Raw genomic sequence first — 8,238 nt, 5'->3', positions numbered from 1 at the left:
AGCCATTGCTCGCGCCAAAGCACGCAAAGCCGCGCAAGCTTCCGAAAACACAACTCAAGAACAAGTGGCAAGCAGTAATAACAACGCGTCAATCAACACAAGCGATACATCTGAAAACAACAATGACACAAAAACTGATAACAACATGACGGTTGATTTATTAGATATCCCAGTCTTCATTGATAAAAATGCTCAGGAGAAAAAATAGTGTCTTTCTTTATTGCCAGTTCTCCACATGTAAGAGTGAAACGCAATACCTCCAACATTATGATGTGGGTAGCAATTTGTTTACTACCAGGTATTGCAGTGCAGAGTTACTTTTTTGGCTACGGCGTGCTAATTCAATTAATTTTTGCCATTTTACTGGCATGGACATTTGAAGCTTTGATCATGGTGATACGAAAAAAATCACCGTTACTTGCGCTAAAAGATAATAGTGCATTAGTCACAGCAATGCTCCTTGCCGTTTCTATCCCTCCACTATCACCTTGGTGGGTCATTACTATTGGTTTATTTTTTGCCATTGTCATTGGTAAGCATCTTTATGGTGGATTAGGACAAAATTTATTTAACCCAGCAATGGTTGCTTACGTCGTATTACTTATCTCTTTTCCAGTTCAAATGACAAGCTGGGTAACACCTGAAGTGTTAAGTGGTGTTCATCTACACTTTGATGATTCCATCAAACTTTTCTTAACCGGTTTTAATTCTGATGGGTTATCACTGCAACAAGTACGAGCGGGTATTGATGGTGTCACCATGGCCACTCCTCTTGATACCTTTAAAACCTCAATTCGCGCAGGTCACACTGCTAGTGAAATCATGCAACAATCGACGTTTACTGGCTTAGCCGGCGTAGGTTGGCAATGGGTCAACCTCGCCTACCTGCTTGGTGGGATTGTGTTGATGAAATTACGCATTGTTCAGTGGCAAATTCCAGCGGCAATGTTGGCAAGCTTATTGGTGATCAGCACATTAACCACCTTATTTGCTCCCGGAACTACCGCATCGCCAGTGTTGCATTTGCTTTCAGGCGCAACCATGCTGGGTGCATTCTTCATCGCTACCGATCCTGTTACAGCCTCTACCACAACGAAAGGTCGCCTCATTTATGGTGCCTTTATTGGTGTGGTTGTATTTTTGATCCGCAGTTGGGGCGGTTTTCCTGATGGTGTCGCTTTTGCCATATTACTGGCAAACATGTCAGTACCTTTAATTGATTACTACACCAAACCTCGTACTTATGGACATTTAAGGTAAACCACTATGCTCAATGCAATGAAGAAAAATGGTGGCATTCTGGCTATTTTTGCTGTGGCTTCTACTGCGTTAGTCGCGCTAACCAATTGGGTGACTCAAGACACTATTCTTGAGCAACAGCAATTAGATCTGCAGAAAACACTTAACCAAGTTATTCCAAAGAGCATGCATGACAATCAACTCTACGCCTCTTGTATGTTGTTGCCTTCTCAAACAACGGTTACACCTAACCCAATGCCGGCTTATCTAGCAACAAAAGAAGGCAAACCAACCGCCATTGCTATTGAAACCTATGCGCCCGATGGCTATAACGGAGCGATTAAGATTATCGTGGGTTTGGATATGAATGGCATCATTACCAGTAGCCGTGTACTTGCTCACAATGAAACCCCTGGTTTAGGTGATAAGATTGAAACTCGTAAAACCAAGTGGATTTTTAGTTTCGACAATAAAACCGTCACCGACGATAATCAATCTGAATGGGCAGTCCGTAAAGATGGTGGTCAGTTTGACCAATTTACAGGGGCAACCATTACCCCTCGTGCGGTTGTTAAAGCGATAAAAAACACAGTTGTTTACTTTAAAGAAAATAAAGAAACTATTCTTAATCAACCATTGAATTGTGGGAAGTAAAATGTCGGATAGTAGCACGGTGATCGAGACACCAGTCGACTCTGAAAACATTGAGCAGACTGAGCAAAACTCAAAAATAACAATGGCTGAAAATAAAGAGCTCATGAAAAACGGCATGTGGGACAACAACCCGGCCTTAGTTCAATTACTCGGTTTATGCCCATTATTAGCGGTTTCTTCAACCATCACCAATGCACTTGGTCTTGGGTTGGCAACCATGTTAGTGCTGATTTGTACTAACACAATTGTTTCACTGGTTCGCCACTATGTACCAAAAGAAGTTCGTATTCCGATTTTCGTGATGATCATTGCCTCAGTGGTTACTTGTGTTCAATTGTTGATGAGTGCTTACGCTTATGGTTTGTATTTATCTTTAGGTATTTTCATTCCTCTTATTGTAACTAACTGCGTGATCATCGGGCGCGCTGAAGCCTACGCTTCTAAAAACTCAGCAGCAAAAGCCGCTTTAGATGGATTTTGGATGGGTCTTGGCATGTTAGCCGTACTTACTTTGCTTGGTGCATTGCGTGAACTGATCGGCCAAGGTACGTTATTTGATGGTGCGGCATTACTATTAGGCGATTGGGCATCGGTACTTCGAATTGAAGTCTTCCATATCGACAGCAGCTTCTTATTAGCATTGCTTCCACCAGGTGCTTTTATCGGTGTTGGCTTTTTAATTGCGCTCAAACAAATCATCGATACTAAAATGGCACAACGTCAACCAAGCCAAGATAAACCCACAATTGAACGTGCTCGAGTGACCAAAGTAGGATAATTCAGCGGTATGAATAACGATAAAAGACGCCTGATACTTGAGCGGTTAAGAGAGAATAACCCAAACCCTCAAACCGAATTGAATTGGTCAAGCCCATTTGAATTGCTGATTGCGGTATTGCTTTCAGCCCAAGCGACCGATGTAAGCGTCAATAAAGCCACAGATAAACTCTACCCTGTAGCCAATACTCCCGAAAGTATTCTCGCTTTGGGTGTCGATGGTTTAAAAGAATACATCAAGACGATTGGGTTATTTAACTCGAAAGCTGAAAACACCATTAAAACCTGCAAAATGTTGATTGAATTACACAATAACGAAGTGCCAGAAGATCGCGCTGCACTCGAAGCCCTACCAGGAGTCGGGAGAAAAACGGCTAACGTTGTACTCAACACTGCTTTTGGTTGGCCAACGATTGCGGTTGATACACACATTTATCGCGTATCAAACCGCACTAAACTCGCCATGGGAAAAACCGTTGATGATGTAGAAGCTAAGCTACTGAAAGTGATCCCCAGTGAGTTTAAATTAGATGTTCACCACTGGTTAATTTTACATGGCCGCTATACCTGCATAGCAAGAAAACCTCGTTGCGGTAGCTGCATCATTGAAGATTTGTGTGAGTTCAAAGAGAAAATTTATCCTGAAGAGTAATCACTCAGTAAGTGGTAAACTTCATACCTAAAATAACAAGGAGCAAACAATGTCGAACGGAAGAATTTTACATACCATGGTTCGTGTTGGCGACTTAGATCGTTCAATCGAGTTCTACACCAAAGTACTTGGTATGCAATTATTGCGTAAGAACGAAAATAAAGAATATGAATACACCCTTGCCTTTGTGGGCTACGGTGATGAGTCTGAAGGTGCTGTCATTGAGTTAACCCATAACTGGGGTACGTCTGAATATGACCTTGGTACGGGTTACGGTCATATTGCGATTGGTTTTGACGATATCTACTCAACGTGCGATGCGATTAAAGCCGCTGGTGGTGCCATTACTCGTGAGCCAGGGCCAGTGAAAGGCGGAAGCACTCATATCGCTTTCGTTAAAGACCCAGATGGTTACATGATTGAATTGATTCAACGTAGCCAAATGTCAGCTGGTTTAGAAGGTTAATTTCCTTTCTTTTCAATTTTACATTCAATCATTATAAGGGCCTTTCGGGGCTCTTTTTTATGATTAGCCAAATGTAATCAAGCTAGCGAAGCAACCGCATAGAAAATCAACAACACTTATCCCCAATGAACATTAGGGGGTGAAGTTCAATTTCTAATCTGCAATAATGCGTGCCTTAATTCACGGATCAGAAACCCAATGACTGATAAAAATGAAGCTTTGACGCTAAAAAGTCGATTTCGCGGCTATTTTCCAGTAGTAATCGATGTCGAAACGGCAGGATTTAACGCGCAAACTGATGCGTTGCTTGAAATTTGTGCAGTAACTTTAGCGATGGATGATAATGGGGACCTGTACCCTGCCAGTACCATTCAGTTTAATGTCGAACCTTTTGAAGGCGCAAACCTTGAAAAGGAAGCGCTCGAATTCACTGGTATCCGTGACCCTTATAGCCCTTTACGTGGCGCAGTCACTGAAGCTGAAGCATTGAAAGAAATTTTCAAACTTGTCCGTAAAGAACAAAAAGCCAACGATTGTAGCCGAGCAATTATGGTCGCCCATAATGCCAACTTCGATTTAAGCTTTGTAATGGCAGCCGCTGAACGTAGCAAGTTAAAACGCATTCCTTTTCATCCTTTCGCAACTTTTGATACTGCAGCCTTAAGTGGATTGGCGTACGGACAAACTGTATTAGCCAAAGCGTGCAAAGCCGCAGGATTTGAATTCGATAATAAAGCCGCACATTCCGCTTTATATGACACTCAAATCACAGCAAGATTATTTTGTAATATCGTCAATAAGTGGAAAGCTTTAGGTGGCTGGCCGCTCACATCTGATGATAATGAACAATAAACACCCCTTTACTTATTCGCCAATTTTTAAAAGAGACTTACAATGAACCCTGTTGTTATTTCCGTTTGCTTAATGCTAGCGCTGTCATTATTTCGTGTAAACGTAGTAATCGCACTAACATTAAGTGCCATTACTGGTGGCTTACTTGCTCACCTTTCTCTCGATCAAACTATCTCGGCTTTTCAGTCTGGTTTAGGTAATGGTGCTGAAATAGCACTGAGCTATGCACTACTTGGTGCTTTTGCTGTTGCTTTGGCACAAACTGGTATTACGGATGTATTGTCTAATGCGGTAATCAAACGTGTTCATGGTCAAACCAATCAAAAAGCATCATCAATCTTAAAATACGTGATCCTTTCTACTTTGTTGGTTCTGGCTGTCTTTTCTCAAAACGTAATTCCAGTGCATATCGCCTTCATCCCGATCATTATTCCACCATTGCTTTCAGCGTTGAATAAAATGAATCTTGATCGCCGAATGATTGCTTGTGTACTTACTTTCGGTTTAGTGACGCCATACATGACATTACCAATTGGGTTTGGTGGCATCTTTTTAAATGATATTTTGCTTCCAGCCTTAGTTAATAACGGCCTTACAACCGCAACTGCAAGCCAAATTCCAGCTGCTATGGTTATTCCTGCTTGTGGTATGATTTTTGGTTTGTTAGTGAGTGTTTTCATTACTTACCGTAAGCCTCGCCATTACAAAGATGTTGAACCTACTCAAGATGAACAACAACAAACCGGCATTGATAAGAAAGCAGTCGTGATTGCTTTGTTTAGTATTGTTGCAACGTTATCTGCTCAGCTTTATTCTGGCTCAATGATTGTGGGTGCGTTAGTTGGCTTCATTATTTTATCTTTTGGTAAGCCTTTCCAAACAAGCCAAGATAGTTTTACTCGTGGCGTACAAATGATGGCGATGATTGGGTTCATTATGATCTCTGCAAATGGTTTTGCGAGTGTCATGAAAGCAACTGGCGGCGTAGAAACTTTGGTTCACTTCTTACAAACAAGCATGAGTGGTCATCAAGGTTTAGCAGCATTAATGATGTTGGTTGTTGGTTTATTGATCACCATGGGCATTGGTTCTTCGTTCTCAACCATTCCAATTATCGCAACTATTTATGTCCCATTAGCATTATCGTTTGGCTTCTCACCAGCCGCTACGATCGCTCTTGTGGGTACTGCAGCAGCGCTTGGGGATGCAGGTTCTCCAGCTTCAGATTCGACCTTAGGTCCAACATCAGGTTTGAATGCAGATGGACAACACGATCATATTAAAGATTCGGTTATCCCAACCTTCTTGCACTACAACTTACCGTTAATCGCCTTCGGTTGGATTGCGGCTATGGTTCTGTAACCTAAAACCAACGCTAAATTAGTCTCCAAACAAACCGCGCTTATTCAGCGCGGTTTTTTATTTGGGTAGCATTTAGTTTAATTGCTGTTGTATCGCTTGTAGGGTCTTTTCAGCCGAAGTATATGAAATTGGAACGGCATAGAACTGCTCTTCCACACTTAATACTAAACTAGGAAATGAATGAGCTCCCAACATTTGGCAAAAGGACAATTGTCTCGAAAACTCGGTTTGAACTTCATCTCCAACAATATCTTGAGAAAATTGTTCTACATCTAAACCAAGCTCTTTGGCTAACAGCACATGTGTGTTCGTAACATGAGGCTCCATCGCTCTTAAATAATAAGCCTCTTGTATCGCAGTTATCATTGCTTCACCTTTTCCTTGCAGTTGAGCGGCAATCACCGCACGACAAGCAGGATAAGTGGTTCGAACAGGCTGACATTGCTGCCAAAAGTCATAATTAAACGACGTACCGAGCTGAGCTTCAATGCGTCGCCAAGTTTGCTCTAACATTGCTTTCATTTCTGATGGCATAGGCTCTGTATTATCTGGTGCTAATCCACCCATTAAATATTCAACGTCTATACGCTCTGGTAATTGGGCTTTAAGCTTTTCCCAAGTAGGCTTGTAACCCCAGCACCAGCTGCACATCGGATCATGTATATAATAAAGTTTAGCCTTCATCGTCTATCCCTGAATTGTTTTTTCTTGTGACTAAGCGACATAAAAAAAGAGCCATAAAGGCCCTTTTATATTCAAACTCTAAGTGTTGAATTACTCTTCGCTTGCTGGAGCACGCGCTGCGGCTTCTTTTACTAGCGTTTGTAACTCACCTTTTTGGAACATTTCAATGATGATATCGCATCCACCAACCAGTTCGCCTTCAACCCAAAGTTGAGGGAAAGTTGGCCACTGGGCGTAGTGTGGAAGCTCTGCACGGATATCAGGGTTTTGAAGGATATCCACATAAGCAAATTTTTCACCACAAGACATAAGTGCTTGTGACGCTTGAGAAGAAAAACCGCAGCTTGGCAGTTTTGGTGAACCCTTCATATAAAGAAGAATCGTATTTTCAGAAATTTGTTGCTTAATTTTGTCGATAGTTTCCATTGCGTCCTCTCTAGACATCGATCTAACTTTTAATTCGTAGGCTCATTCTACTTGCATCTTGCTCATAATAAAAAGCCATTATTTGTAAGGGTATTCCAAATCTCTTATTAATGCTCACATAATACAAAAAATAGATAAAAAACGGGATAAATCTATCCACCCAAGTCACTTAAGGTTCGCATTTCAGCGAGAGTACAATAATTATCATTGCTATAAAGCGACAAGCGTTCTTTCTCTTAGCCTCTTAAACGCGTGGTTAAAGTCAACGTGACTAACCAACCAATCAACAGTAGCCACTAACATACACATATCGAAAATCTTTTTTAAGTATCAATGCTTTTAATAAAGTTAAAACTTGCTAAACTAAGCGCAGTCTTTCAATGGCTCAAACTGATGTCATGCCTTAACAGGCGTCATTAGTTAGTATCATTAAAAAATAGGAAGTGGTTCTACACGAGAACCCAATAATTCCTTTTCTAACACATGGAGATTTGAGCAATGGCATTTGAATTACCAGCACTACCTTTCGCAAAAGACGCATTAGAACCACACATCTCAGCTGAAACTCTTGATTATCACCACGGTAAACACCACAACACTTACGTAGTTAAGTTAAATGGTTTAATTCCTGGTACTGAGTTTGAAGGTAAATCTCTTGAAGAGATCGTTAAAACTTCAACTGGTGGCATCTTCAACAACGCAGCGCAAATTTGGAACCACACGTTCTACTGGCATTGCCTAGCGCCAAACGCTGGCGGTGAACCAACAGGTGCAGTTGCAGAAGCAATCAAACAACAATTTGGTTCTTTTGAAGAATTTAAAGCGAAATTCACTGACTCAGCGATCAACAACTTTGGTTCTTCTTGGACTTGGCTTGTTAAGAAAACTGACGGTACACTTGAAATCGTAAACACTTCAAATGCGGCGACTCCTTTAACAGAAGAAGGTATCACACCTCTACTTACTGTTGACCTTTGGGAACACGCTTACTACATCGATTACCGTAACGTTCGTCCAGATTACATGAATGGTTTCTGGGCTCTAGTTAACTGGTCTTTCGTTGAAGAAAACCTAATCAAATAATTAACCTGCTGATATTCAGCGAGTTAACTTATTGAAATACCGC

General features: G+C 41.3%; 11 protein-coding genes. 9 read left to right on the top strand and 2 right to left on the bottom strand.

The window, feature by feature from the left end:
- From A1QC_RS15520 to A1QC_RS05955, 8 genes are all read left to right on the top strand, one after another.
- Window positions 1-208, top strand: a 208-nt coding sequence (locus A1QC_RS15520; RefSeq protein ID WP_039836291.1) for a hypothetical protein, incomplete at its 5' end; no start/stop codon positions are given.
- On the top strand, window positions 208-1,260 hold the full coding sequence (gene rsxD, locus A1QC_RS05985; protein ID WP_017024714.1) for an electron transport complex subunit RsxD: 1,053 nt from the start codon (window positions 208-210) through the stop codon (window positions 1,258-1,260). The genes A1QC_RS15520 and rsxD, both read left to right, overlap by 1 nt.
- Window positions 1,261-1,266: 6 nt before the next feature.
- Complete coding sequence (gene rsxG / locus A1QC_RS05980; RefSeq protein WP_017024713.1) at window positions 1,267-1,893, top strand: electron transport complex subunit RsxG; 627 nt, start codon at window positions 1,267-1,269, stop codon at window positions 1,891-1,893.
- A gap of 82 nt (window positions 1,894-1,975) precedes the next feature.
- Window positions 1,976-2,671 (top strand): electron transport complex subunit E, encoded by a 696-nt coding sequence (locus A1QC_RS05975; protein ID WP_026025768.1) that lies wholly within the window; start codon window positions 1,976-1,978, stop codon window positions 2,669-2,671.
- A gap of 9 nt (window positions 2,672-2,680) precedes the next feature.
- Window positions 2,681-3,322, top strand: a complete 642-nt coding sequence (nth, locus tag A1QC_RS05970) for an endonuclease III (RefSeq protein ID WP_017024711.1) — start codon at window positions 2,681-2,683, stop codon at window positions 3,320-3,322.
- A 49-nt stretch (window positions 3,323-3,371) separates the two neighbouring features.
- Window positions 3,372-3,788 (top strand): lactoylglutathione lyase, encoded by a 417-nt coding sequence (gene gloA, locus A1QC_RS05965; protein WP_017024710.1) that lies wholly within the window; start codon window positions 3,372-3,374, stop codon window positions 3,786-3,788.
- 198 nt (window positions 3,789-3,986) lie between these two features.
- On the top strand, window positions 3,987-4,640 hold the full coding sequence (gene rnt / locus A1QC_RS05960) for a ribonuclease T (protein WP_017024709.1): 654 nt from the start codon (window positions 3,987-3,989) through the stop codon (window positions 4,638-4,640).
- A 42-nt stretch (window positions 4,641-4,682) separates the two neighbouring features.
- A complete protein-coding gene (locus tag A1QC_RS05955; protein ID WP_017024708.1) occupies window positions 4,683-6,002 on the top strand; it encodes a Na+/H+ antiporter family protein in 1,320 nt (439 codons plus the stop codon).
- Between the two features lie 72 nt (window positions 6,003-6,074).
- On the opposite strand, the gene A1QC_RS05950 is transcribed toward A1QC_RS05955, so the two are convergent.
- Window positions 6,075-6,686, bottom strand: a complete 612-nt coding sequence (locus A1QC_RS05950) for a DsbA family protein (protein WP_017024707.1) — start codon at window positions 6,684-6,686, stop codon at window positions 6,075-6,077.
- 90 nt (window positions 6,687-6,776) lie between these two features.
- Entirely contained in the window at window positions 6,777-7,112 is a 336-nt protein-coding gene (locus A1QC_RS05945) for a Grx4 family monothiol glutaredoxin (protein WP_017024706.1), read from the bottom strand.
- Between the two features lie 498 nt (window positions 7,113-7,610).
- Between A1QC_RS05945 and sodB the strand changes: the two genes are divergently transcribed.
- Window positions 7,611-8,195 carry a superoxide dismutase [Fe] gene (gene sodB, locus A1QC_RS05940; RefSeq protein ID WP_017024705.1) on the top strand — a complete coding sequence of 195 codons (585 nt, stop codon included), beginning with the start codon at window positions 7,611-7,613 and terminating at the stop codon, window positions 8,193-8,195.
- Window positions 8,196-8,238: the final 43 nt, after the last annotated feature.

The organism is Vibrio rumoiensis 1S-45 (assembly GCF_000286955.2).
In the GTDB taxonomy this organism is placed as follows: domain Bacteria; phylum Pseudomonadota; class Gammaproteobacteria; order Enterobacterales; family Vibrionaceae; genus Vibrio; species Vibrio rumoiensis_A.
The sequence above is the reverse complement of the archived record's forward strand: the minus strand, read 5'-3'. Positions and strand labels throughout refer to the sequence as shown.

Bases quoted from the DNA above. Each gene is read 5' to 3' on its own strand.
- gloA (WP_017024710.1), top strand. From the start codon at position 3,372: ATGTCGAACGGAAGAATTTTACATACCATGGTTCGTGTTGGCGACTTA.
- A1QC_RS05945 (WP_017024706.1), bottom strand. From the start codon at position 7,112: ATGGAAACTATCGACAAAATTAAGCAACAAATTTCTGAAAATACGATT.
- A1QC_RS05950 (WP_017024707.1), bottom strand. From the start codon at position 6,686: ATGAAGGCTAAACTTTATTATATACATGATCCGATGTGCAGCTGGTGC.
- A1QC_RS05975 (WP_026025768.1), top strand. From the start codon at position 1,976: ATGGCTGAAAATAAAGAGCTCATGAAAAACGGCATGTGGGACAACAAC.
- nth (WP_017024711.1), top strand. From the start codon at position 2,681: ATGAATAACGATAAAAGACGCCTGATACTTGAGCGGTTAAGAGAGAAT.
- sodB (WP_017024705.1), top strand. From the start codon at position 7,611: ATGGCATTTGAATTACCAGCACTACCTTTCGCAAAAGACGCATTAGAA.
- rsxG (WP_017024713.1), top strand. From the start codon at position 1,267: ATGCTCAATGCAATGAAGAAAAATGGTGGCATTCTGGCTATTTTTGCT.
- A1QC_RS05955 (WP_017024708.1), top strand. From the start codon at position 4,683: ATGAACCCTGTTGTTATTTCCGTTTGCTTAATGCTAGCGCTGTCATTA.
- rnt (WP_017024709.1), top strand. From the start codon at position 3,987: ATGACTGATAAAAATGAAGCTTTGACGCTAAAAAGTCGATTTCGCGGC.